This is a genomic window from Vibrio casei, assembly GCF_002218025.2.
GTDB classification, from domain to species: Bacteria; Pseudomonadota; Gammaproteobacteria; order Enterobacterales; family Vibrionaceae; genus Vibrio; species Vibrio casei.
Genome location: NZ_AP018680.1, coordinates 2,193,342 through 2,216,449 on the forward strand (window position 1 = coordinate 2,193,342; position 23,108 = coordinate 2,216,449).

Annotated in this window: 20 protein-coding genes and 1 other annotated feature; of the genes, 10 read left to right on the forward strand and 10 right to left on the reverse strand. The window is 40.3% G+C overall.

What is annotated here, in order from left to right; all coding sequences use genetic code 11:
- Window positions 1–86: 86 nt before the first annotated feature.
- Both pgeF and rluD read right to left on the reverse strand, forming a co-directional pair.
- Entirely contained in the window at window positions 87–839 is a 753-nt protein-coding gene (gene pgeF, locus VCASEI_RS10325) for a peptidoglycan editing factor PgeF (RefSeq protein WP_086961736.1), read from the reverse strand.
- Between the two features lie 6 nt (window positions 840–845).
- Entirely contained in the window at window positions 846–1,817 is a 972-nt protein-coding gene (rluD, locus tag VCASEI_RS10330; RefSeq protein ID WP_086961737.1) for a 23S rRNA pseudouridine(1911/1915/1917) synthase RluD, read from the reverse strand.
- 161 nt (window positions 1,818–1,978) lie between these two features.
- Between rluD and bamD the strand changes: the two genes are divergently transcribed.
- The 4 genes from bamD to yjjX all read left to right on the forward strand — a co-directional run bounded on the left by bamD (window position 1,979) and on the right by yjjX (window position 5,356).
- The gene (gene bamD, locus VCASEI_RS10335; RefSeq protein WP_086961738.1) at window positions 1,979–2,707 is read left to right on the forward strand and encodes an outer membrane protein assembly factor BamD; all 729 of its coding nucleotides are present in this window, start codon (window positions 1,979–1,981) and stop codon (window positions 2,705–2,707) included.
- A gap of 330 nt (window positions 2,708–3,037) precedes the next feature.
- A complete protein-coding gene (hpf, locus tag VCASEI_RS10340; protein ID WP_086961739.1) occupies window positions 3,038–3,376 on the forward strand; it encodes a ribosome hibernation-promoting factor, HPF/YfiA family in 339 nt (112 codons plus the stop codon).
- 118 nt (window positions 3,377–3,494) lie between these two features.
- Window positions 3,495–3,617 (forward strand) — a sequence feature (Phe leader region).
- Window positions 3,618–3,627: 10 nt separating this feature from the next.
- A complete protein-coding gene (pheA, locus tag VCASEI_RS10345) occupies window positions 3,628–4,809 on the forward strand; it encodes a prephenate dehydratase (RefSeq protein WP_086961740.1) in 1,182 nt (393 codons plus the stop codon).
- A 4-nt stretch (window positions 4,810–4,813) separates the two neighbouring features.
- Window positions 4,814–5,356, forward strand: a complete 543-nt coding sequence (gene yjjX / locus VCASEI_RS10350) for an inosine/xanthosine triphosphatase (RefSeq protein ID WP_086961741.1) — start codon at window positions 4,814–4,816, stop codon at window positions 5,354–5,356.
- A 50-nt stretch (window positions 5,357–5,406) separates the two neighbouring features.
- On the opposite strand, the gene trpR is transcribed toward yjjX, so the two are convergent.
- Window positions 5,407–5,739, reverse strand: coding sequence for a trp operon repressor (gene trpR, locus VCASEI_RS10355; RefSeq protein WP_086961742.1), 333 nt, complete (start codon window positions 5,737–5,739; stop codon window positions 5,407–5,409).
- Between the two features lie 4 nt (window positions 5,740–5,743).
- Window positions 5,744–7,738: a murein transglycosylase gene (gene sltY / locus VCASEI_RS10360; protein ID WP_086961743.1), complete on the reverse strand. Its 1,995-nt coding sequence runs from the start codon at window positions 7,736–7,738 to the stop codon at window positions 5,744–5,746.
- Between the two features lie 160 nt (window positions 7,739–7,898).
- Between sltY and ettA the strand changes: the two genes are divergently transcribed.
- The gene (gene ettA / locus VCASEI_RS10365; protein WP_086961744.1) at window positions 7,899–9,566 is read left to right on the forward strand and encodes an energy-dependent translational throttle protein EttA; all 1,668 of its coding nucleotides are present in this window, start codon (window positions 7,899–7,901) and stop codon (window positions 9,564–9,566) included.
- Window positions 9,567–9,829: 263 nt separating this feature from the next.
- Window positions 9,830–10,900, forward strand: a complete 1,071-nt coding sequence (locus VCASEI_RS10370) for a M23 family metallopeptidase (protein ID WP_086961745.1) — start codon at window positions 9,830–9,832, stop codon at window positions 10,898–10,900.
- A gap of 66 nt (window positions 10,901–10,966) precedes the next feature.
- Here the strand turns inward: VCASEI_RS10370 and tyrA are convergent, their stop codons facing one another.
- Both tyrA and VCASEI_RS10380 read right to left on the reverse strand, forming a co-directional pair.
- Window positions 10,967–12,097, reverse strand: a complete 1,131-nt coding sequence (tyrA, locus tag VCASEI_RS10375) for a bifunctional chorismate mutase/prephenate dehydrogenase (protein WP_086961746.1) — start codon at window positions 12,095–12,097, stop codon at window positions 10,967–10,969.
- Between the two features lie 50 nt (window positions 12,098–12,147).
- Window positions 12,148–13,221, reverse strand: coding sequence for a 3-deoxy-7-phosphoheptulonate synthase (locus tag VCASEI_RS10380; protein WP_086961747.1), 1,074 nt, complete (start codon window positions 13,219–13,221; stop codon window positions 12,148–12,150).
- Between the two features lie 188 nt (window positions 13,222–13,409).
- Between VCASEI_RS10380 and VCASEI_RS10385 the strand changes: the two genes are divergently transcribed.
- Window positions 13,410–15,089 carry a sensor histidine kinase gene (locus tag VCASEI_RS10385; RefSeq protein WP_089110694.1) on the forward strand — a complete coding sequence of 560 codons (1,680 nt, stop codon included), beginning with the start codon at window positions 13,410–13,412 and terminating at the stop codon, window positions 15,087–15,089.
- Window positions 15,090–15,132: 43 nt separating this feature from the next.
- Window positions 15,133–15,867: a two-component system response regulator BtsR gene (gene btsR / locus VCASEI_RS10390; RefSeq protein WP_089110693.1), complete on the forward strand. Its 735-nt coding sequence runs from the start codon at window positions 15,133–15,135 to the stop codon at window positions 15,865–15,867.
- 53 nt (window positions 15,868–15,920) lie between these two features.
- Here btsR and VCASEI_RS10395 read toward each other — a convergent pair whose 3' ends face one another.
- Window positions 15,921–16,292, reverse strand: a complete 372-nt coding sequence (locus tag VCASEI_RS10395) for a LysM peptidoglycan-binding domain-containing protein (RefSeq protein WP_162621043.1) — start codon at window positions 16,290–16,292, stop codon at window positions 15,921–15,923.
- Window positions 16,293–16,404: 112 nt separating this feature from the next.
- Window positions 16,405–17,871: a RimK family protein gene (locus VCASEI_RS10400; RefSeq protein ID WP_089110691.1), complete on the reverse strand. Its 1,467-nt coding sequence runs from the start codon at window positions 17,869–17,871 to the stop codon at window positions 16,405–16,407.
- Between the two features lie 103 nt (window positions 17,872–17,974).
- Here VCASEI_RS10400 and VCASEI_RS10405 point away from each other — a divergent pair, with 103 nt between their 5' ends.
- A complete protein-coding gene (locus VCASEI_RS10405; protein ID WP_086961752.1) occupies window positions 17,975–19,057 on the forward strand; it encodes a GNAT family N-acetyltransferase/peptidase C39 family protein in 1,083 nt (360 codons plus the stop codon).
- A gap of 76 nt (window positions 19,058–19,133) precedes the next feature.
- Here the strand turns inward: VCASEI_RS10405 and VCASEI_RS10410 are convergent, their stop codons facing one another.
- Together VCASEI_RS10410 and VCASEI_RS10415 are read right to left on the reverse strand one after the other, a co-directional pair.
- Window positions 19,134–20,918, reverse strand: coding sequence for a cation:proton antiporter (locus VCASEI_RS10410; RefSeq protein ID WP_086961753.1), 1,785 nt, complete (start codon window positions 20,916–20,918; stop codon window positions 19,134–19,136).
- Window positions 20,919–20,976: 58 nt separating this feature from the next.
- Complete coding sequence (locus VCASEI_RS10415; RefSeq protein WP_086961754.1) at window positions 20,977–21,357, reverse strand: DUF2799 domain-containing protein; 381 nt, start codon at window positions 21,355–21,357, stop codon at window positions 20,977–20,979.
- 228 nt (window positions 21,358–21,585) lie between these two features.
- Between VCASEI_RS10415 and VCASEI_RS10420 the strand changes: the two genes are divergently transcribed.
- Window positions 21,586–23,076 carry a carbon starvation CstA family protein gene (locus VCASEI_RS10420; protein ID WP_086962117.1) on the forward strand — a complete coding sequence of 497 codons (1,491 nt, stop codon included), beginning with the start codon at window positions 21,586–21,588 and terminating at the stop codon, window positions 23,074–23,076.
- Window positions 23,077–23,108: the final 32 nt, after the last annotated feature.

Sequence of the window (23,108 nt, forward strand, 5' to 3'; positions counted from 1 at the left end):
TACCTCAAAAGAAACGTTATTTATGACTTATAAATGGATGCTTAGGGGAAGATTTTCAAGAGGAAGTGATGTTTTTTTCATCGGTATCATTCAATCCAAATAAAGGTGGCTTGACGCCCTGTCATACCATCTCGTCGATAAGAATAAAAATTTTCAGGTTCGGAAAATGTACAACGTTGACTATTAAAAACTTGTTCTACACCGGCAAGATTTAAACGTTGCGTGGCAAGTAACGACATATTGGCCAGCCATTTTTTTTGGCTACCTTTTACCGACACTTGAGAGGAATACCGAACAAACGCATCTCGAGCATGCGAATCAAAGTGAGTAAAAACATCAAAGACATCACTTCCCACTTCAAATGCTTTAGCACCAATTGCAGGTCCAATCCAAGCCATAACTTGGCTCGGTTTAGTAAACTTGTTGACGGCATTTTCTAAAATCCCGTCTGCCAACCCGCGCCAACCCGCATGAACAGCAGCAACTTGAGTGCCATCGGTATTAGTTAATAGCACAGGTAAACAGTCTGCGGTCATCACCGTACACACAATTTTATTATGAGTGGTCATGGATCCGTCTGCATTAATAACCTGATGAGTCGGTTTGGTTAACTCTACCACCACATTAGAATGTGTTTGATTTAGCCAAATTGGTGAGGTTGGCATTAAGCCACCAGCCTTCACTAAGTCTCTATTTTTTTGCACAAGAATATCATCATCTCCAACATGCATACCAAGATTCAAACCTTGATATGCACCTTGCGATACCCCACCCCAACGCGTAGAACTAAATGCTTTTACATTTTTAGGCGCAGGCCAATTTGGAGTGACCATATTCATTAAGACTTATTCCTCTTCTTTATTCTCTTTCGCATCCTGGCGTAGAGCTTCAGCCATCACAATCATATCGTTAGGAACCGGCGCACGGAAAGCCATTTCTTCTCCCGTTGCTGGATGTTTAAATTTCAGCATTACCGCATGTAACGCTTGACGATCAAAGCTACGAATCATATCCGTTAATTCTTTCGATGCCCCTTTAGGAATACGCGCACGACCGCCATAAGCAATATCACCCAATAATGGATGTTGAATATAAGCCATATGCACACGAATCTGATGCGTACGGCCCGTTTCTAAGCGTAAACGAATACGAGTATGAACACGGAAATGCTCAGCCACACGGTAATGGGTAATCGCAGGCTTACCTAATTCATTAACCGCCATTAAGGTACGCTTAGTCGAATGTCGGCCAATCGGTTTCTCAACCAATCCACCCGCCGTCATATTGCCAATAATAATTGCTTCATATTCACGGGTAATATTACGTTTTTGAAGCGCTCGAACTAAACGCGTTTGTGCTTGAACGGTCTTAGCCACCACCATCAAACCCGTTGTATCTTTGTCCAAACGATGAACAATACCCGCTCTAGGGACTTCAGCTATCGAAGGATAGTGATACAATAATGCATTTAAAACGGTTCCATCCGGTGTGCCAGCGCCTGGGTGAACCACAAGATCACGAGGTTTATTGATAACAATGATATGATCATCTTCATACACAATATCAAGTGGGATATCTTGAGCTTCCCAACGTTGTTCATCTTCTAACTCGGCTTGAACGGTAATGTCTTCACCACCCATAACTCGAGTACGCGCTTTAGTGACGACTTCACCATTAACTTGAACCTTGCCTTCAAGCAACCATTCTTTAAGTCTAGAACGAGAAAATTCTGAAAATAATTCAGCAATCGCTTGATCTAAGCGTTGCCCTAATTGAGAATCTTTTACTGTATCGGTGCGTATTATCTGCTGGGCCATATCGAACTTTTTAAAAAACCATGAGACTAATATCCATTAATATGGATAAAATAGGTCTATTCACCGTTATTGGTAAAATAGTGTTATTCACCATTGTATCTGTTAAGTTGTAAGAAGTAACGGACACGATAATATTTAATTCAAGGAATTTTCTCCTCACAATGAAACGCCAATACCTTTTAGGTCTAATTACCTTACTATTATTAGCAGGTTGCGCTGATAATAAAGACGCAGTACCAGATATCCCACCATCGGATCTCTATACACAAGCACACCAGGAACTTCAATCTGGAGGCTGGACTGAGGCCATAAAGAAACTTGAAGCCCTCGATTCTCGCTATCCATTTGGCCCTTATTCAGATCAAGTACAACTTGATTTAATCTATGCTTATTACAAAAATGGCGATTATCCATTAACGTTAGCAACTATTGAGCGTTTTTCTCGTTTAAATCCAACGCATGAACGTTCTGACTGGATAATGTATATGCGTGGCTTAACCCACATGGCTCAAGATTCTAATTTCATGCATTCTCTATTTAATATGAATCGCTCTGATCGAGATCCTGAACCAGTCAAAGCCGCATTTTCTGATTTCAAGCGCTTATTAGAACGCTACCCTAATAGCCAATATGCGGCCGACTCACGTATTCGCTTAGTCTCGTTAAAAAATCGTTTAGCAGAATATGACTTAGCTTCTGCTGATTTTTACTTACGTAGAGAAGCTTGGATCGCTGCTATTAATCGTTGTCAGGAGATCCAAAAAACCTATCCCGATACCAAAGCGGCTCATGAGTCATTAAAAATTCAACTCAAAGCGTATAAAGCATTAAACTTAGAAGATGGGATCAAGCAAACGCAAGCTCTCATCGATTTAAATAAAGAAAAATAAGCGAACAAAAAATTATCACTGAAACTAAAAAGCAGCGTAATAATCGCTGCTTTTTTATGCCATTTTTAATGTCAAAAAATAAACAATGATTTACTTAGATTAAAAAAAAGCCCTAAAAATATAGATCTTTAGTAGCCATTCGATTAAACCTACTTCATTCCCACAGAAGAACAAGTCTTTTCATCTTAAAAATAACCAAGTTTTGTTTAGGATCACATTTGCTTATTAATAAAAAATCATCGCGAAAAAAAATGATTTAGATCACATTCATTTCATCCCAAAAGGGTAATCTGAAAACAACTAATCAAGGTCGCAAGAGGAAAATAACCTATGACAATAAACATTACTGGCAAAAATATCGAAGTGACCTCTTCAATCCGTGAATATATTGAGGCTAAATTCCAAAAACTTGAAAAGTGGCAAATCGATCTCATTAATTGCCAAGCCAATATTAGTACTGAACCAGGAAATCAACAAAAAATTGAAGCAACTATTACCGTTCCAAAAGGGAAACTGGTTGCATCAGCTTCACATGAAGATTTATATAAAGCAATTAATGAAGTAGAACATAAACTGGAACGTCAGTTAAACAAACTTAGCCATAAGCCAGAGGCAAAACGAACTAAAGTAGAGAAACTTGACGTAGAAGAAGAAGCTGAAGTGGAATAGTTACTTCTAAAAATAATAACAAACCCTTGTAGCGCTCACTTGAGCGCTATTTTTTTGCTTGACGCTTTCTCGTCGCTTGCTTATGGTGTTAGCTCATTCTAGGAAAATATATATTATGCATTCATTCAATCTGTTCTTTTTTGGCTTCTTTTTTCCATCCTAACTAGGTGGGGCTAGATGTCGTTTTAAAAACAAGCCAAAAACGGACAGAAAGCCTCCCACTCTGGGGGGCTTTTTTATAGGAATAAGTTATGACTCAACCACGCTATTCACTTGAAGAAATTAGACTTCGACTTAATGAACTTGATGATCAATTACTGAATATTCTATCTGAGCGACGTTCACTCAGTATTCAAGTGGCTAAAAGTAAAGTCGAAACCTCTAAACCCGTTAGAGACCCAAAGCGTGAACAAGAGCTGCTCGTAAAGTTGATTAATAACGGTAAAGAAAAATACCAACTTGATGCTACCTATATCACTAAGCTATTCCATACCATCATTGAAGACTCCGTATTACTGCAACAAGCCTATTTACAAAACCTTGCCAATCCACAACAAAGTAGAAAACCACTGGCTAGAGTTGCATTTTTGGGCGCGAAAGGCTCTTATTCACACTTAGCCAGCCGCGAGTATTTTAGCCGTAAAAATACGGAGTTGATTGAACTAAATTGTGGCCAATTCAAAGAGGTTGTTTCCACGGTAGAATCAGGTCATGCTGATTTCGGTGTTCTTCCTATAGAAAACACCAGCTCAGGATCAATCAATGAAGTCTACGATTTGCTTCAACACACTACTTTGTACATTGTTGGGGAGCTTACTCTACCAATTGATCATTGCTTACTAGCCCCGCAAGACATGCGTTTAGAAGACATTAAAACGTTGTATTCGCATCCGCAGCCCCACCAGCAATGCAGTGAGTTTTTAAGCCATCTCAACAGTGTTACCTTGGAGTCATGTGCAAGTACCGCCGACGCCATGCAAAAAGTAAAAGATTTCAAGCGAACAGATGTAGCGGCCATTGGTAACGCTTCAAGTGGTAAATTATATGGTCTACAAATAATCAAAGAAAATATCTCAAATCAGACCGAAAACCATACCCGCTTCATCGTTGTAGCACGCAAGCCCGTTGAAGTCTCAACTCAAATACCCGCAAAGACAACCCTCATCATGTCGACCTCACAAGAAGCGGGCTCTTTGGTACAAACGTTACTGGTTCTTCAACATTATGGCATCAACATGACTAAACTTGAGTCTCGCCCAATTATGGGGAACCCTTGGGAAGAAATGTTCTATGTAGACTTAGAAGCACATTTAGATTCACAAGAAATGCAGCAAGCGATTATAGAACTAACCAAAATTACTCGTCATTTAAAAGTACTGGGTTGCTATCCAATCGAAAATATCAAACCAACCCACGTTAAATTGGAGTCATAAGTTAGTGGAAAATAAATTAATCAAAGTGATTGTTTCCTCACTTAATCCCGCAAAAATCAAAGCCGTTGAAAGTGCATTTGAAGCAGCATTTCCCGACGCTGATTTCACTTTTGACGGAGTGTCAGTTTCAAGTGAAGTCCCCGATCAACCAATGAATGATCACGAAACCAAACTCGGGGCATTAAATCGAGTTAAAAATGCTAAGTTGGCAATCAACAACGGTGATTTTTATGTTGGTTTAGAAGCAGGTATTGAGGGGAATTTTACTTACGCCTGGATGATCATTGAAGATAATTGCCATAACGACAGTATCAAACGAGGCGAATCTCGTTCAGCTTGCTTAATGCTCCCTCCTGTCGTATTAGAAAAAGTTCGTCAGGGTAAAGAGCTTGGTCATGTCATGGATGAAGTCTTCGCCACTGACAACATTAAACAGAAAGGCGGAGCAATAGGTTTACTCACGCACAATCAGTTAACTCGAAGCTCGGTTTACCACCAAGCTTTAGTACTGGCATTAATTCCATTTATAAATCCTAGTCACTTTTAAAGCAAAACTAGGATGATGACCCGATTAACAAGGTTTGCTCTTGCAAACCTTTAGCGACTTTTATTTAAAACAGCAGCTTGCAACAAATGTTGAAGCTGCTGTTTTTTATCTTGCTCTAATTTTTTAAGCTCAGTCGAACCACGGGTAATAGTGGCAACCCCCACCCCAAGCATTTGGCTAATCTGCCTCTGAGAACGATCACCTTTGATTAATTCGTGGAAAATATTCATTCTGGCAAGTAAGGCTTCTCGTTCATCAAAAGTCAATAATGCCGACAATAAAAAATCCAATTGCTTCTGCTGGCAAGATTGCTCTAATAAATGAAGAACATCTTGCCATCGTTCAAATTCGGGAACGTCTTTTATATCAGTAGAGTTAGCCATGAATTTAATATTTTTCCTTTATTTCATCTGGCGTTAAAAAAGAACCAGATTGACCAAGTAGATTGCGGTAATAAGTTTCAAACATCAAAATATTTTGCACATACCCACGAGTTTCATTAAATGGAATCGCTTCAATGAATGAATACGCATCAATACTTTGATTGGTTCGTGCGCGCCATGTTTTCACCCGATGTGGGCCTGCATTATAAGCGGCGAAAGCAAAGATACGATTGTTATCAAAATCATCCATCAACCCTCCCAAGTATGAGCTACCAATTTCAATATTTTTTTGAATATCATACAACTCATCGGGATGATCATACTCTAAATCATACACATCGGCCGTGTGTTTAGCTGTTGTCGGCATAATTTGCATAATACCTCGAGCTCCGACTGGAGAACGAGCCTCAATATCCAGCGCACTTTCTTGCCGCGCTAACGACAGTAAAGTAATTAAAGGAACATTATTTTTTTTCGAGTAAAAATTAAACCACCAGCGGTGGGCAATGGGAAAACGCATACTAGTATAGTCCCACATTTTTGCTTCAATGGTCGCGACAACTGCAAAATTATGCCAACGTTTCTTAGTGGCATAGTGTGCTAGCGCTTTCTTTTCACTTTCAGTGCTGTGCCAAAGCAACCAACGCCATTCACTTTTTGCCGCATTAATTTTATCGACGGCAATCATTTCTTGGATACGACCAAGTGCTTCTTTATCATTTGAAATATCAGCTAGCGGTCCATTCAACACTTTACTTTGATAACGAATCGGTTCGCCTAACAAATTAGCCGCTGCCACGCTATAAAAATCACGTTGACCTAATATTTTGTTTAAACGTTGCTTAGCTTGTTTATCTTTACCTTGAGATAATTCAACACGGCCTTTCCAATACTGCCAACGCGTTGTATTTTTATCACTTTCTGGCAATTTTTCGATCCAATGATCAAGCGACGTCCAATCACCATTTTGAATGGCTAGCCTAGCTCGGCGTTCTAAACGAGACGTTTGACCATATTGATTAAGCGTATTATCACGCCACTTAGCCAGATCACGACTATCGGTATTCATCAGCCAAGCACTCACCAAATTAGCAAGATCAGCTCGAGTTGACTTAGGAATTTTTTGTAACCTCATCACCTCATCGAAATACTCTACAGCTTGTTGAGTATTCATTCTGATCAACCGGCTAAATGCCAGTTCCGTTAATGTTTGGCTAAACGAGGTAACTTTGTTTTTTTGGCTGTACTCTAAAACGCCATTCGGTTTCAAGTACAAGTGTTGTAAATCTCGTGACTTTTCTTTCGCGGAATCACTTTTCAATAAATTATCTAAATAACTGAATAACCGTGAATTTGACGATTGAAACGTCAAAAGCATGCGTTCTAAAACAACATCATCACCTCTTAAACCCGCACTTGCCCATTCAGAGAATAAATTATCACATGCTGAAGAAACACTACTGCCAGTTAACCAAAGTTGTTTTGCCCCCTTATACGCCAACGTTTTTTCACCCTCAGTCCATTTAGCGTAGTAGTAATAACATTGATAACTTTGCCCTTTAGGTTCTTGAGTTTGATATTGCGTTATTACCTTCCATTGCTTGCTTTTAGCCAAGGCATTTAGATAATTGCCTGAAATACGACTAGAAAATGGAACTGTTTTGTATTTCTCTTCAAATTCATTCACTTCTTTTGGACTTCGATTTTCAATATCTGAAATGAAAGCTCGGTAATCGACATAAGGGGTTAACGGATAAGAAGTGATTTGTGGACGAATCAGTTGATAGCCAGCAACGTCGTCATTATCTAATAAGTCTTGAGCTTGTTGATAGACTTGCCGCTGTTTTTCCAAAGGAGATAACACGATAAGATTGGCGTCATTATTTTTCTTATCAGCAACTTGTGTTGCAGCAACCGGCTGAGCAACAGTAATCCCACTTGCTAGCAAGTAAGTCGCGGAGGCGAGACAAGAAAAAATCGTCTTTTTTAAATGCGGCATGGATATTGGCTTTCCCTAGAAATGTCTCATAAAAACAATATGAAACCTATAAAATATGACTTTTTTATAATAACCTTGTTTCACTCATCTAGTGTGAATCTTCTGTTAGAAAGAGTAAACTATCCTTTTCAAATATGCTAAAAATAGGATCTGAGCGGCTATGGCTGAATACGTCTATACCATGTCTCGTGTGAGCAAAATCGTGCCACCGAAACGTCAAATATTGAAAGATATCTCACTAAGTTTTTTCCCTGGTGCCAAAATCGGTGTTCTAGGTCTTAATGGTTCAGGTAAATCAACTCTTTTGCGCATTATGGCTGGCCTTGACACCGACATTGATGGTGAAGCGCGTCCTCAACCTGGATTAAACGTAGGTTACCTACCTCAAGAACCGGTGCTCGATGAATCCAAGACGGTTCGTGAAATTGTAGAAGAAGCAGTAGCAGATGTCGCGGATGCGCTGAAACGAATTGATGCTGTTTATGCGGCTTACGCTGAACCGGATGCTGATTTTGATGCCCTTGCCAAAGAGCAAGGAGAACTAGAAGCTTTGATTCAAGCAAAAGATGGCCATAACCTTGAAAATGCATTAGAGCGTGCTGCTGATGCACTACGCCTTCCTGAATGGGATGCAAAAATTGAATTCTTATCAGGTGGTGAGCGCCGCCGTGTTGCGATTTGCCGTCTACTACTTGAAAAGCCAGACATGTTGCTACTCGATGAACCAACCAACCACTTGGATGCAGAATCTGTGGCTTGGCTTGAGCATTTCCTTGTAGATTATAGCGGTACTGTGGTGGCGATTACCCATGACCGTTACTTCCTCGATAACGCAGCCGGTTGGATTTTAGAGCTTGACCGTGGTGAAGGTATTCCATGGCAAGGTAACTACACCTCATGGTTAGAACAAAAAGATGAGCGTTTAGCGCAAGAAGCGTCAACCGAAAGCGCACGTAAGAAAACCATCGAGAAAGAGTTAGAGTGGGTTCGTCAAAATCCAAAAGGTCGCCAAGCAAAATCAAAAGCTCGTATGGCGCGCTTTGAAGAATTGAATAAAACCGATCACCAAAAACGGAATGAAACCAATGAACTGTTTATTCCGCCGGGTGAGCGTTTAGGTGATAAGGTTCTTGAAGTGAAAAACCTAACCAAATCATTTGGTGATCGCGTTCTAATTGATAACCTATCTTTCAGCATGCCTAAAGGTGCCATCGTCGGTATCGTGGGTGCCAACGGTGCCGGTAAATCAACGCTATTTAAAATGTTAAGTGGCACAGAGCAACCTGATTCAGGTACGGTTGAACTGGGTGATACCGTTAAACTGGCTTCTGTTGATCAGTTCCGTGACAGCATGAATGATAGCAACACCGTGTTCAAAGAGATCTCAGAAGGCGCAGATATCATCAAGATCAACAACTTCGAAATTCCAGCGCGCGCTTACTGCTCACGCTTTAACTTCCGTGGCTCTGATCAACAAAAAATCATTGGTGAATTATCCGGTGGTGAGCGTAACCGTGTCCACCTTGCCAAACTGCTTAAAGCCGGTGGTAACGTGTTACTACTCGATGAACCGACCAATGACTTGGATGTTGAAACGCTACGTGCTCTTGAAGAAGCGTTACTTGAGTTCCCAGGTTGTGCCATGGTTATCTCGCATGACCGTTGGTTCCTAGACCGTATCGCAACACACATTCTTGATTACCGCGATGAAGGCCAAGTGAACTTCTACGAAGGTAACTACACAGAGTACAGCGAGTGGTTGAAACAAACCTTAGGTGCAGCGGCGGCTGAACCTCACCGCATCAAGTATAAGCGTGTAACTAAGTAGTTATAGTCGATAGGTAAAAATCAGCTAGGTAGTCATATCGTAGCCTACCTAGGCGGATACCTAACAACGAAAGCCATTGCTCTATGTGAAGTGATGGCTTTATTTTTTCTGCTGATTTTTCTGTTTATATTTCCGAGTTGGTTTCCTAACCTCAAAATGAGAACAGCGCTGTAAATTTTATCGTCTAATTTAGTCCAACCTTTTCCCACCCTACAAATTACTGTAGACCATAAGCTAGCTAGATTTTTAACCTTGTGTATTTTATGTCTGACTTCGATTCCACATTGCCGAACACCCTACACTCTCGAGTTACCGCAAAGCGCAAACAGAGTATTTGGCCTATGATGATCTTTAAGCACATAGTAGGTCAAAAACCATTTAAAATATTCTCGATTGCTTCTATTCTCTTTTTATTTTCAATAACATGGGTAACTATCATCCAGTGGCAAAACAGCCGAGATGAACTCGATAGTCTCAATCAAGAATTACAACATTATAAAGAGCAGTACCAGCAACAACTTACCACCAATCGAAATCTGCAAGACTCTTTGCAGGAGCAAGATCATGATAAAATCGATAACCTAGGCGATGATTCAATAGCGCCCCCAACAATAAACTTCGAACAAGCTCTCGCCACAATAGACAACTCAGAGCAAATCACCTTCCCTCTTCCTCCAGCCATTGAAGCTAGTTTGTTTCGCATGATCCCCAATGATATTCCTGTCGACTACCGACGAATCTCCTCACCTTACGGGGACCGATTACATCCGATTAGCGGGCAATGGAAGCGCCATTTAGGCATGGATCTCACCTGCCCGTTAGGCACTCCGGTTTTTGCCACTGCAGATGGTGTCGTTGAAATAACTCGTCCAAGCAATCAAGGTTATGGCAATCTGATCAAACTTCGCCATGCCTTTGGCTTTATTACTTTATATGCTCACCTCAACCAATTTTCGGTAAAAACCGGACAATTTGTTGAAAAAGGCGATAGAATTGGCTTTTGTGGTAGCAGTGGTAACTCAACAGGTTCACATTTGCATTACGAAGTTCGTTTTATTGGCAAAACGTTAGATCCACAAGATTTTATACAATGGCAGCCCGACAACCTCGAGCAGCTATTTAACAAGCAATCATACGTGCCTTGGGCAAGCCTCGTTAAGCAGCTTAATCGCACAGTTAACTTGCAACTATTCTTGGCAATGAGTAGTAAACAACCAATCAATGATATTGCAAACCAACCAAGCAAACTCACCAGACAAGATAAAATAAAGAGAAAAAAAGGATTACAAGATTTTGGCTTGAATGAAGACGGTTGGACAACCGTCAACGAGTAATAGCCATAAAAAAGCCTCCTTAATTTCAAAGGAGGCGAAGATATTATCAATGTTTGTTAATGCAGGTTACTTACTACGATGCATGGCATCATTGGCTTGTTTTAATAGGTTTTGGCTTTCACGCATGAACTGCTGTGAGTAATCACCGTACCATTCGGAAACTGTATTAAATTGAGTCACAAAAGCTTTCTTGTCTTTATTGTCCAAGATTTTAATAGCTTCGCCAAAGCGTTGGTGGAAGCGTTTGATCATGTCGATATTACGTTGTGACGACATGATAATATCACCGTACAAATCGGGATCTTGAGCAAACAAACGTCCAACCATCGCCAGTTCTAAACGATAAATCGGTGAACTTAATTGTACTAAGGTATCCAAATTTGGGTTTTCTTTAGACAAGTGAGAACCGTAAGCAAATGAAGTAAAGTGACGCAGCGCTTGAATCAACGTCATGCCGTTATCATGCTCTTCAGCATCAATCGCACAAATGCTCGCGCCCCAAATTTCAAATTGCTTTAATAACCATTGATACGTTTCCGGCGCTCGGCCATCGCTACAAATGATCACCTGCTTAGCCATGCTTGGAATATCGGGGCCAAACATCGGGTGTAAACCAATCACCGGTCCAGCATGCGCTTCTAGCATCGCAGTTAAAGGCTCAGCTTTGATTGAGGTTAAATCACATAAAATGCAATCATCGGGTAATATTGGTAATTTCTTAATCACTGAGTCGGTTAAGTGAATAGGTACGCTGACCACCACCATTCCGGCATCTTTTACGATATCTTCTGCGTTATCCCAATCTTGACTACCCAAAATTTTCACTTGGTATCCAGAAAGCTCAAACATACGCTTAAATAAGCCACCAAGCTGACCATTACCACCCACAATAACAATAGAGCGCAACTCTGGGTTTAAGCACTTAAAGCCGGAATCTTTTTCACTGGCATAAGATTCACGCATAGTACGACGCAAAATGTCTTCAATAAGTTGTGGTGGCACGCCGCGCTTTTCAGCTTCTTCACGACGAGAAGCCAACATCGCTGCTTCACGATCTGGTGCGTAAATTGGCAAGCCATGTTTACTTTTTACTTCGCCGACCTTTTCTACCAAAGACAAGCGTTGAGCCAGAAGCTCAACGATTTGTTTGTCCACGGCGTCGATTTGATCTCTTAATTCATTTAATTCAACAGCCATTTATTTTTCCTAACTTCACTAGCACTTAATTCCTTTTTGATCCCCTTACTCTACCCTTTTAAGCGGTTTTGTAAAAACGGAACTAATTCTTTATGTGCATGACGTAACAAGGTTTCTGTGGTATCCCAGTTAATACAAGCATCGGTAATCGATACCCCGTATTGCATTTTAGACAGTGGAATATCCGAACCTTGATTACCTTCATTGATATGGCTTTCAATCATTAGGCCAATAATCGACTTATTACCTTCGCGAATTTGGTGAATCACATCTTCTGCGACTAATGGCTGACGACGGTAATCTTTACGCGAGTTAGCATGGCTACAATCGACCATTAAAGCCGCATCTAGATTATGCTTCGCCATCTCTTGTTCGCACTCATTTACCGAGACAGAGTCGTAATTGGTTTGTTTACCACCACGTAAAATCACATGACCATTACCGTTGCCTTGAGTCGTCAATAATGCCACTTGTCCATCGCTATCAATCCCCATAAAACGGTGGCTAGAAGATGCTGCTTGCATGGCATTAATAGCCGTCGATAAGCTGCCATCGGTGCCATTCTTGAATCCAACAGGAACCGACAAACCACTAGCCATTTCACGGTGTGTTTGAGATTCTGTCGTACGAGCACCAATCGCCGCCCAACTAAATGTATCACCTAAATATTGTGGGCTAATTGGATCGAGCGCTTCTGTGGCTAATGGAATTTCCATTTCAGCTAAATCAACCAAAAGTTGACGAGCAATATGCAACCCATGCTCTATATCAAACGAATTATCCAAATGTGGATCGTTAATCAGCCCCTTCCACCCCACTGTCGTACGTGGTTTTTCAAAGTAAACTCGCATAACAAGGTAGATTTGATCGTCGAGTTGGGCCGATAATGCTTTAAGGCGTTTCGCGTATTCTTTAGCTGCATCAAGATCATGAATAGAACACGGACCACAAACGATCAACAAGCGGTGATCTTTCTTATGTATAATATTAGAAATCGTTTGACGAGACTCTTGGATGAAATGACGTGCATGGTCACTTAATGGGATCTTCTTTTTTAACTCATTCGGAGTAATAATAACTTGTTCATCGCTGATGTTGATATTGCTTAATTCACTCTTGTGCATGATAAATACCTGTAAACTTTTTAATACAATTATAATCTGAGTTCACTCTCAGCGCTTCATGAATCAAAAATAACAGTATTTACAATCTTTACAAGCTTGTTAACAACACAATGTTTAAGTAATTAAAATTTTACACGTGTAAAATTATTATTACACAAGGCTAATAACCCTGACTTTAAAATGGTGCTATGGACTTAATTCTCTCGTTACTACAGCAAATGTGTGTGTATTTAGTGCTCGCTTACATGTTAAGTAAAACACCAATATTTCTTCCCTTGCTGAACATTTCTTCTCGTTTGTCGCATAAGTTCAGTTGCTATGTCATGTTCTCATTATTTTGCATTATGGGCACCTACTTTGGTTTGAGCTTTAATGATGCCATCGCAAATACTCGTGCAATAGGAGCGGTGATGGGTGGGTTATTTGGTGGTCCTATTGTCGGTTTTGCGGTCGGTTTAACTGGAGGTATGCACCGTTATAGCTTAGGAGGCTTCACTGACGTTGCCTGTGCGATATCAACAACAGCAGAGGGACTGATTGGAGGCTTATTGCATCTTTATTTGGTCAAAAAAGATAAATCAGACCTTTTATTTAATCCTATCATCGTACTTATTGTTACCTTTATTGCAGAAGCAAGCCAAATGCTGATCATCATTTCGGTTGCCAAGCCATTTGATCAAGCACTGACATTGGTATCTTCCATTGCAGCACCTATGATCATTGCCAATTGCGTTGGCGCAGCGTTATTCGTCAGTATTCTTCAAGACAGAAAAACCATCTATGAGAAATATTCCGCCACCTTTTCTCGCCGTGCACTAACCATTGCTGAGCGCAGCGTTGGAATATGGAATTCTGGATTTAATTCAGAGAACGCCGATAAAATCGTTCGTATTATTTACGAAGAAACTAATGTCGGAGCCGTTGCAATCACGGATAAAGAAAAAATATTAGCCTTTATTGGTATCGGGGATAGCCACCATAAACCCAATACCCCGATTTCTTCCGAGTGTACAATACAAGCGATGGAAGAAAACCGAGTTATGTATTTAGATGGTAGAGACTCTCCTTATCAATGTTCCATTTCTAGCAACTGTAAACTCGGTTCGGTTTTAGTCATACCGCTTAGAACAGGAAAAGACGTCGTCGGGACAATCAAGTTATACGAACCTAAACGAAAGTTACTTTCCAATATAAATCGCTCAATGGGCGAAGGAATTGCTCAGTTACTGTCGAGCCAAATACTCTATGGTGATTTTCAACAACAACAAACGCTACTGACTCAGGCTGAAATTAAACTGCTGCACGCTCAAGTCAATCCACACTTTTTATTTAATGCTTTAAACACCATCAGCGCCGTGATCCGTCGTGATCCAAATAAAGCACGAGAGCTCATTCAACATCTTTCGCACTTTTTCAGAAGTAACTTAAAGCAAAATATTGAAACCGTCAGTTTTAAAGATGAACTTGCTCACGTTAATGCCTACCTCACAATAGAGAAAGCCCGTTTTACCGACAGATTGGAAGTCGATATCAATATTACAGAGGATCTAATTGATAAACTACTGCCCAGCTTTACGCTTCAGCCTTTGGTCGAGAATGCGATTAAACATGGAATAGGTAACTTATTAGAAGGCGGTAAAGTCCGTATTTACAGCCAGAAAAATTCATTGGGTTATCGAATCACGGTAGAAGATAATGCTGGCAGTTTTCTTCCACCCAAGCCCGATCATCAAGGATTAGGCATGGATATCGTCAATAAAAGACTAACGAATTACTTTGGGAACATGGCAGAGCTGCAAACTCATTGTCAAAAAGGAAAGTTTACTCGAATGAGTTTTCTGATCCCAAATGCTAAAATTGGTAACTAAAATCCTTCCACGATCCAAATGAAAGAAATAAATAAGGGATGTCATGTTAACGGCAATTGTGATTGATGATGAGCTTTTTGCTCGTGAAGAATTAACCGAACTGCTTCAAGAAACCAATATGGTGGAAGTGATTGCCCAAGCCAGTAATGCAGTTGAAGGGCTCAAGCAAATCAACACCCTTAAACCAGAGGCCGTATTTGTTGATATTCATATGCCTCAAATCAGTGGCATTGAGCTACTGGGGATGCTTGATCCGGATACAATGCCACACATCATTTTTGTAACCGCTTACGATCAATACGCCATTCAAGCGTTTGAAGATAATGCTTTTGATTACTTATTAAAGCCAGTTGATCCTAAACGTTTATATAAAAGTATTCAGCGTTTGGTCAAAGCAAAACAAAATCAAGAAGCGGTGTACACTCAAACTCAAATAGAAGCCTTAACACCAAAACAGCTGCAACAAGTTCCATGCATGGGGCATAACCGGATCATGATAATTCCATTGAATGATATCGAATCCGCCTTCAGTGATCTTTCTGGTGTACACATTCAAACTGCCCATCAAACTACCACTAGCCAATTGACTCTAAAAACGTTAGAAGAGAAAACGGAACTGCTACGTTGCCATCGACAATATTTGATTAATACCAAAGCAATAAAAGAAATAAAATTACTTGAAAATGGTCTAGCGGAAGTCGTCACACACAGTGGTAACTTAGTGCCCGTAAGTCGACGTTATTTAAAACCATTGAAAGAAGTATTGGGTATTATCTAGCTCCCAATAATAAAAAAGCCACCAAGGCAGCTTTTCCAAACAAGGCAGGCATATTACTTCAAGTTAATTTCTTGACCGATAGTAATCTTATTCGGTGATTTGATCTGAGAATTCAATTGGATCAAATCTTCCAATGTCATTCCATGCTCTTGTGCGATAGAAAATAAAGTGTCATGTTCTTTCACTCTATACTTATTCTTCGCTTGTTCTGCTTGATTTTTAAGTGTTTCTTGATCGTCTTGCAATTGAGCTACCGCTTCCCAAGTCATTGTCGTTTTCTGATCTTGCTCTTGTAGCTGACTCTTCAATACTTCAATTTGCTCGGTATTTTGCTTTTGTTGTTCCACCATTTCATCATTAGATGCACAACCAGAAAGTACTCCAATAGTAAGAACAGCAAAGACAAATTTAGTCACTGTTTTCATAATAAATACTCCATTAAAGATTCGCTTCATTATTAACCATTCCACAATAAGCCTAACAAAGAAAAACCAAGCTAGCCATGTGGAATAGTTATTTCCGAACAAGCACTATGAATTAAAAGCCACGTAATTGAATGCGACGTAAAAATTCCGTCATGATGCGATCATAAAGTAAATCCCCTAACCACAGGTCTTCCACTTTATTATCAATACTTGGGTTATCATTTACTTCAATCACATACACTTGCCCATCAATTTCTTTCAAATCAACACCATATAAACCAGCGCCAATCAAGTTCGCCGCTTTCACCGCAGTATCCACTACATTCTTTGGTACTTGTTTGAGATCAAGGGTATCAAAGCCACCAGATGTAGTTCTGCCACTATTATGGTGTTGATAAATTTGCCAGTGGCCTCGGCTCATATGATAACGACACGCATAGATCGCTTGGCGATTCATGACACCAATACGCCAATCGAAATCCGTCGGCATAAAAGCTTGAGCCAAAATCAAAGCACTTTTATCAAACAGTTCGGCGGCTTTTTCTTCTAATGTTGATTCATCAGTAACTTTTACTACCCCAACCGAAAATGCCCCATCAGGAATTTTCAGTACGAGCGGAAAGCTCATGTGTTCTAATAAACTCTTTTTCCAATTTGGATCAAAATTGCGCAAAATCATAGATTTTGGAGCGGGTACTTTATGCCTTTCAAGTAACTCAGTTAAAAATACTTTATTGGTACATTTCATAATCGATTCAGGATCATCCATCACGACTAAACCTAACTTTTCTGCACGTTTCGCAAAACGATAAGTAAAGTTGCTGATATTGGTTGTTGCGCGAATAAATAAACCATCAAATTCACTCAAGCGAGAAAAATCATCGGCGGTAATCGTTTGTAAACTCATACCTAAACGGTTTGCAGCTTTCTTAAAACGGTTAAGCGCTACAGAATCGGATGGTGGCATTTTTTCTTCCGGATCCACCAGCATAGCAATATCATAACGATATTGTTTACTTGGCTTAGGCGATGCCCGCCATACTTTATTAGAGAATTGCTCCAATGATTGAGCAAAAACATCTTGCTCCTCGTTGTTCAAATCCTGAAACGGAAACGGTTGGACTTTCACCAATTGCCAATGCTTACCATGCTTTTTCAATTTGATGTCTAAAACCGGGATCATAAAATGCTCAAACAAACGGCGAGCCACTTTTTCTAACCCTTTTACATTGGTGCGTCCAAAGTAGATTTTGCTCGCGACTTGCTCAGAATCACCAAAAAACTTATTCAGGTCTTGCTCAGGCAGAGAGATAACAAATGGCTGATTCACATCATTAATCGCCATCACGCGGGGTAAAACACGATGACCACGTGCTTCTGCAAGTAATGAACAATAATAACCATTACTCATATAACCATAATCACGACACAAGTTAAGCACTTGTACACTTTTATGCTTTTCAGACCGTTCTGATAGAAAGCTCGGTTGTAGGTAAGTATCGACAGTAACGACTTGATCGGATGGGAAATATTGACGCCAGTCGCTGTCTTTATCAGTCACAATAACAAAATTTGCCATGAATCCATTTACCTCTAGCAAAAACACAATTTGTCGTATCTAATTATTGTGTAGCCCATAACGTTAGGCTTACCCAACAATCATCATTAGGTGGGACAATAAGATGGAATTTCGCAGAGCAACCCGACAAGATTTACCTGCATTAATTGAACTAGAGAGCTTAGTATTCAGCAGTGACGTCATTGCGCCAAGACAGATGAAACGCTTTCTACAATCCCAACATAGCATGGTATTTATTGCTCAAAATCAGCAGCAAATAGCGGGTTATGCTCTGCTCCTTTTTCATCAAGGAACGCAACTGTCACGTCTGTATTCTATTGCGGTTAACCCAAAATTTCGTGGGCAACAAATTGCGCAACATCTGGTTGAAATATGCGAACAATCTGCTTTAGAACAAGGCTCTACAACATTACGCCTAGAAGTCAGAAATGACAATATAGCTGCCAAAAATTTATATCTAAAATTAGGCTATAAACCTTTAAAAACATTAATTCATTATTATGATGATTTAGCCGATGGCATCCGAATGCAGAAACGCCTAACAGCCAGTTTGCCTAAAACCTTGCTTCCAATGCCTCTGTATATTCAAACCACGCCTTTTACTTGCGGTGCCGCTTGTTTATTAATGGCCTTTTCAACGCTTGATAAAATCTTCATGCCAAGCAGAAAAGAAGAATTACAGCTATGGCGTGAAGCCACAACCATTTTTATGGCGGCAGGTCACGGTGGATGTAGTGGACACGGTTTAGCCTTGGCGGCCAAGAAGCGTGGCTTTAATGTTGAGTTATGGACGAGATCAGATTCAACCCCTTTCATTGATAGTGTTCGAGATACGAATAAAAAAGAAGTGATTGAAATCGTACATCAAGATTTTTGCCAACAAGCCGATGAACTTGGGATTCATCACATAATGGCACCACCAAATAACGGGGAAATCGAGCGTTGGATAGAAGAAGGTAAATGCGTATTACTGTTGATCAGTACTTATCGGTTCAACGGTTATAAAGAGCCGCACTGGATTATTTTATCAGGTATGAACGAACAATTTTTCTTTATTCATGATCCACATAGCGAAGCAAAAAATGATATTTCATCATCCGCTTCCATTCCGGTCAGTAAAGCCAGTTTGGCACAAATCATTGGTTTTGGTAAACAAAAGCACACGGCGTGTGTCGTAGTAGGATAAATCGGTCGATCTTCCGTTGCTCAGCGATATATCGCAAGCAACGAGATGCAAACCGATCCAGAGCGTAGACCTAAATTTATTCTTTTATTAAGCTGACCACCGTCCAACCTTTATCCGTTTGATGCTGACTATCCGCTGAAAAAATATGAATAGAACCTTTAGGATCAATGGTAAATAGCGACAAACGGTGTCCATCAACATATTTCATCACATAATCAGCCCAAGTAAACTCTTCACTGAGCTTAGTGTGTTTCACTTCTGCCCCTTGATTAACCAAGCTTGCCAGTTTTTTATAACTGACATCATCACCAAATAAAGCTCTGCCGTGCTTATCTTCAACAACGCGATGTTTTTCATGTTGACTATCTTTACTGCGACCATTTAAGAAGAACACACGCCTTTCTCCAAAGTCACTCATAAAGTGCTTCGCCACCACAATATTGAAATGCTTATCCGGCGTCACTGCAATCACATTACCAATGCCGATTAAGTCTAAATATTCTTCAGCATGACTAGAAATAGGATTACCGTAATACGTTTCAATGCCTTGCATACGAGCTTTGCGAATATACTCCCAGTTAGAATCAGTAATCACGATGCGGTGACCATATTTTTTAAGCGACAAAGCAATCATGCGGCCAACATCATTCGCACCAACAATGAGATACCCACGAGGTGAAGGCTCAGAAACTTTCAGAAAGTTGGCTAACGGTCGAGCTGTGATACTTTGTAATACCACAGTGCCCACGATCACCATAAAAGTTAAAGGCACCAATAATGCTGCTTCTTCCACCCCTGCATCCACCAACTTGATCGCAAATAAAGACGAAATCGAAGCGGCAACAATTCCGCGTGGCGCCACCCAAGCAATAAAGAATTTCTCTTTCATGTTTAAACTGCTGTCAATGGTAGCTAAAAACACCGCAACTGGCCGAGAGACCAACTGAATCACAGCAAAAAGAACAACAGAACCGACTCCTAAAGCTGCAAAATCACTGAGTTCCATTCGAGCCGAAAGCATTAAAAATAAACCAGAAATCAGCAAAATAGTTAAGTTTTCTTTAAAGTGTAGAATATTTTTGATATTGACGTCTTTCGCGTTAGCCAACCACATTCCCATAACGGTAACGGCCAATAACCCTGATTCTGATTCCAACGCATTTGAAATAGAAAAAACACCCAATACCAAAGTGAGCACCGCAAAAGGTTGAAGGTATTCGGGCAATAGCCTACGGCGTAATATCTGTGCTAAAAAGGCACCAGCCACCGCCCCCAAAACTATACCAATTAATAATATCAAGCCAAAAACTTCAAGGCTGTGGATCTTACTGCTAGAAACAATGAACTCGTAAACAATAACAATGAACAAGGCCCCAATGGGATCAATAAGAATCCCCTCCCAGCGCAATATGTTCGCCAGTTTAGATTTAGGCCTCACCGTCCTTAATAAAGGCACAACCACCGTAGGCCCTGTCACAACCGTCAAACTGCCAAACAGCAATGCCAATGGCCAACTAAATTCAAGAATATAAAACGTAAAGACACTGGTTAATGCCCAAGTAACGAGAGCCCCGATAGTGACAATATTAATAACGGTTCGGTTTACTTCTCTAATTTCTTTAAAATTTAAGGTTAAACTACCTTCAAATAAGATCACCGCTACCGCTAAAGAAATCAAAGGAAAAAGTAATTCTCCAAACATTTCATTAGGCTGAAAAACATGAGTAATCGGGCCAATAATAAAGCCTGCGATTAATAAAAATAAAATGGCAGGTAGCTTCATTCTCCAAGCTAGCCATTGGCAACCTAATCCGACTAAGCCAACCGCCGCCAACATTAATCCTATTTGTTCTTCATGCATGATTTCATTCGTACCTATTACACTTTCATCAATATGATGGGGAAATCTAAAACAGGATTTATTGGTTCAACTGGCTATCATTCCAACCGCGCTGCCATTCCATTCTGAATTTTTGAGAATCGGCTGTTCCTTCACATACACCTTCATAATAGCTGCCACTTAAGCCAATTTGATAAGCATGGTTAGGATTACAATATTCCTGCACCCCTTTTAGATAACCATCAGCATAGTCGTTAACATTGACACCGTCATACTCTTTAAAATCTCCTGCGGTACGATGTGGTTTACCTCTTACGCCATCAGAATAACCAACCGATGTCCAATCCCCTGCTTTCGCGAAATCTTCAGCGGTATTTGCACATGCAGCTAAAACGGCTAACGCAAAAACAACCAAGATCGTTTTTACACTCTTGATTGTGACCATATTTTTAATATTCATAGCATTCCTTAATGATTAATTTTTCTCAAAACTGCAACAACTATTACACAGGTCACACTCATTGCAAATCAAAAACCCATCATTTACCTCGTAAAAAAACCACTTACTGCTACCCATGACCACTTAACTCGATATGTTACCACTCAACAAAAGGTTACAAGCTTGTTACTAGAGCCAGACTTATTATATAAGCTGAATTTTCAAACCATTTTGAACAGGGCAATAATTATGATGATGTTCCTTTTTTGTGTGGCTGCATTAATCGCTGGCTACTTTATTTACGGAACTTTCGTTGAGAAAGTATTTGGCATTAAAGAGAATAGAACTACTCCTGCTTACTCAAAGCAAGATGGGGTCGACTATGTGCCAATGTCGAACAAGAAAGTCTATTTAGTTCAGTTATTAAATATTGCAGGAGTTGGTCCCATTTTTGGCCCTATCATGGGAGCTCTTTATGGCCCTGCAGCGATGCTATGGATTGTATTAGGCTGTATTTTTGCCGGCGCGGTACATGATTACTTCTCAGGGATGCTTTCTATCCGTAACGGTGGTGCTTCGGTTCCAACGCTAACAGGCCGTTATTTGGGTAAAAATGCCAAGCACTTTATGAACATCTTCGCTTTGGTGCTACTATTACTGGTTGGTGTTGTTTTTGTTTCTGCGCCAGCAGGGATGATCACAAACCTTGTGAACGAGCAAACGGATACCACGGTTTCAATGGGACTAATGGTTGCCATCATTTTTGCTTACTACGTTATCGCAACCATTGTACCTGTCGATAAAATCATTGGTCGTTTCTACCCATTATTTGGCGCTTTACTAATCTTCATGTCAGTCGGTCTTATCGCTGCCATTGTATTCTCTAGTGAGCACTCCATCTTAGCGGGTTACCAATTTAGCGACATGTTCACCAACATGAACCCTAATGATCTACCACTTTGGCCAGCGCTATTTATTACCATTGCCTGTGGTGCTATTTCTGGTTTCCATGCCACTCAATCACCATTAATGGCTCGCTGCTTGGAAAATGAAAAGAATGGACGCTTCGTCTTCTTTGGCGCGATGATTGGTGAAGGCGTTATCGCATTAATCTGGTGCGCTGTTGCTCTATCGTTCTTTGGTTCAATGGATGCCTTACAAGAAGCAGTAGCAAATGGTGGACCAGGTAACGTGGTTTACAGTTCATCATTTGGATTACTGGGTGTTTTTGGTGGTATCTTAGCATTCTTGGGTGTGGTAATTCTTCCTATCACATCTGGTGATACTGCGTTCCGTTCAAGTCGTTTAATTTTGGCTGAATACTTTAATATGGAACAAAAATCACTGAAAAACCGTCTATTAATGGCAATGCCTCTATTTATCCTTGGCGCTATTTTAACTCAAGTAGATTTTGGTATTATCTGGCGTTACTTTGGTTTTGCTAACCAAACAACAGCCGTAATGATGCTGTGGACTGCTTCGGCTTATCTGCTTCGCTTTAATAAGTTCCATTGGATCACAACGGTTCCTGCAATATTCATGACCGCCGTATGTATTACGTTCATACTGAATAATCACAGTCTAGGTTTTGGTATGGATATGCAGATATCGACCATCATCGGAATTATTGCGAGCTTATTGATTACTGGCTACGTAATTAAAATCTCGAAAGGCAAAGGTGACCCTGAATTTGACCAAGCAGAAGAAGATAAATTAAATACCAAACCCGAAACGGTTTAAACGAGATTCAGCCACTCGTCGTTCAGATGGTA

Coding starts and splice junctions, on each gene's coding strand:
- pgeF (WP_086961736.1), bottom strand. CDS start 839: ATGAATATGGTCACTCCAAATTGGCCTGCGCCTAAAAATGTAAAAGCA.
- VCASEI_RS10370 (WP_086961745.1), top strand. CDS start 9,830: ATGTCTGACTTCGATTCCACATTGCCGAACACCCTACACTCTCGAGTT.
- VCASEI_RS10380 (WP_086961747.1), bottom strand. CDS start 13,221: ATGCACAAGAGTGAATTAAGCAATATCAACATCAGCGATGAACAAGTT.
- btsR (WP_089110693.1), top strand. CDS start 15,133: ATGTTAACGGCAATTGTGATTGATGATGAGCTTTTTGCTCGTGAAGAA.
- bamD (WP_086961738.1), top strand. CDS start 1,979: ATGAAACGCCAATACCTTTTAGGTCTAATTACCTTACTATTATTAGCA.
- VCASEI_RS10415 (WP_086961754.1), bottom strand. CDS start 21,357: ATGAATATTAAAAATATGGTCACAATCAAGAGTGTAAAAACGATCTTG.
- hpf (WP_086961739.1), top strand. CDS start 3,038: ATGACAATAAACATTACTGGCAAAAATATCGAAGTGACCTCTTCAATC.
- pheA (WP_086961740.1), top strand. CDS start 3,628: ATGACTCAACCACGCTATTCACTTGAAGAAATTAGACTTCGACTTAAT.
- VCASEI_RS10420 (WP_086962117.1), top strand. CDS start 21,586: ATGATGATGTTCCTTTTTTGTGTGGCTGCATTAATCGCTGGCTACTTT.
- VCASEI_RS10395 (WP_162621043.1), bottom strand. CDS start 16,292: ATGAAAACAGTGACTAAATTTGTCTTTGCTGTTCTTACTATTGGAGTA.
- sltY (WP_086961743.1), bottom strand. CDS start 7,738: ATGCCGCATTTAAAAAAGACGATTTTTTCTTGTCTCGCCTCCGCGACT.
- trpR (WP_086961742.1), bottom strand. CDS start 5,739: ATGGCTAACTCTACTGATATAAAAGACGTTCCCGAATTTGAACGATGG.
- VCASEI_RS10400 (WP_089110691.1), bottom strand. CDS start 17,871: ATGGCAAATTTTGTTATTGTGACTGATAAAGACAGCGACTGGCGTCAA.
- rluD (WP_086961737.1), bottom strand. CDS start 1,817: ATGGCCCAGCAGATAATACGCACCGATACAGTAAAAGATTCTCAATTA.
- tyrA (WP_086961746.1), bottom strand. CDS start 12,097: ATGGCTGTTGAATTAAATGAATTAAGAGATCAAATCGACGCCGTGGAC.
- VCASEI_RS10410 (WP_086961753.1), bottom strand. CDS start 20,918: ATGCATGAAGAACAAATAGGATTAATGTTGGCGGCGGTTGGCTTAGTC.
- ettA (WP_086961744.1), top strand. CDS start 7,899: ATGGCTGAATACGTCTATACCATGTCTCGTGTGAGCAAAATCGTGCCA.
- VCASEI_RS10385 (WP_089110694.1), top strand. CDS start 13,410: ATGGACTTAATTCTCTCGTTACTACAGCAAATGTGTGTGTATTTAGTG.
- VCASEI_RS10405 (WP_086961752.1), top strand. CDS start 17,975: ATGGAATTTCGCAGAGCAACCCGACAAGATTTACCTGCATTAATTGAA.